The sequence below is a fragment of the Legionella sp. km772 genome (assembly GCF_003989735.1).
In the GTDB taxonomy this organism is placed as follows: Bacteria; Pseudomonadota; Gammaproteobacteria; order Legionellales; family Legionellaceae; genus Legionella.
This window is the reverse complement of record NZ_RZGQ01000343.1, coordinates 1-1,415: the sequence shown is the minus strand read 5'-3', so window position 1 is coordinate 1,415 and position 1,415 is coordinate 1. Positions and strand designations below refer to the sequence as shown.

Below are 1,415 nucleotides of genomic sequence, written 5' to 3'. Positions count from 1 at the left end.
GCCTATGGACTTGTGGATAAGCCATTCTGAGAGTAAGGTGAATGAACTAACAAACCGGGAATAGCTCTTATTTTTCCTGAATTTTGTTCCAGATCCCCGGACCTAGCTAATTTTGCCATTTTTTTTAATATGGAATACCAATTTAGTATATTTTTCATTGTCCGGAATACTTTTAGGAACAGCATTTTTTCTTCCGATCCAGTTAAAATATTGGTTAGCTTTTCTACGAAAAATTATTCCAACCGCCTGGATAGAAGCGACTATGGCGGTGAACCACATTAAAACAACTTCGCGCAAAAATGTGGTTGCGATTGCAGCGATGAGCATTACTATCTCCTTGTATTTATCGTGCACGATTGTAATTGACAGCACTCGTTATACTTGTACTAATTGGGTTAGCAACGTTTTATCAGCCGATGTCTATATTAATGCTAAACCATCTACTTTCGCTTTTATGGGTGGCTATATTGCAAATGAGCAGGTTGACTTTATTGTAAAAAATCAAGACATTGACGCTGTCAATTTTTTAACCCACAAAGATATTGTTTTTAATGAGAAAGCACTGCGTCTTATTGGAATGGAGTTTCCTGTTATTGGAAATTATTACAAATTACCTTTAGTTCAACCCATGAGTCAGGGACAGCTACAAACCTTATTTGCAAATCCCCGTAATATACTTATTTCCGAACATTTAGCCCATGAGTTTAATTACCATATAGGGGATACTATTTTAATACCGAGTAACCATGGCTTAGAGAAACTTACCATAGCCAATATTTTTTATAACTACGCTAATTTTCAGAATATATTATTAATGCCTAATAGTTTATTCAAACAGTTATATGACGATCCGCGTGTAGAGTCAGCCTTGGTTTATCTTAAACAGTCTGCTTCCTATTCATCCTTCTTAAATGCATTTAAAGAAGCATTCCCTGACCTCAATATACCTTTATATAATCAAATTGAAATTAAAACCATTGGTAGCAATATGATGGATCAAACCTTTAAAATTAGCAAAGCCATCATTTTAGCAATTTTTGTATTAACGGCATTAACCTTATTTAATGTATTGGAACAACTGATTCTAAGTCGTAAACATGAATTTACCGTATTTTGGTCTATAGGAGCCAGTGATTACACCGTGATAAAAATGTGCTTATGGGAGTCATTTATTATTTATGTTGCAGCAGCATTAGGCAGTATTATTCCTACCCTAATTGGACTGCTATTAATTTTTCAGTTTTTAATACCATTTTTATTCGGTGTGCATCTTGACTTGGTTTTTTCCTATTTAGGGTTTTACCGCATATCCAGCCCAAACTGGCAATGAGATTTATTGAGTAATTTTTTCGATCAATCTTTTCAGAATATCAACATCATCCATGTTGGAGAGAGTCTCATCAAAAAGTGAGAAG

Annotated in this window: 2 protein-coding genes; one reads left to right on the top strand and one right to left on the bottom strand. The window is 34.5% G+C overall.

Annotated features, from left to right (window positions below; genetic code table 11):
• Window positions 1-2: 2 nt before the first annotated feature.
• Window positions 3-158 carry a hypothetical protein gene (locus ELY15_RS16320; RefSeq protein WP_158617533.1) on the bottom strand — a complete coding sequence of 52 codons (156 nt, stop codon included), beginning with the start codon at window positions 156-158 and terminating at the stop codon, window positions 3-5.
• Here ELY15_RS16320 and ELY15_RS15770 point away from each other — a divergent pair.
• Window positions 158-1,330, top strand: coding sequence for an ABC transporter permease (locus ELY15_RS15770; protein WP_127101707.1), 1,173 nt, complete (start codon window positions 158-160; stop codon window positions 1,328-1,330). The genes ELY15_RS16320 and ELY15_RS15770 overlap by 1 nt on opposite strands.
• Window positions 1,331-1,415: the final 85 nt, after the last annotated feature.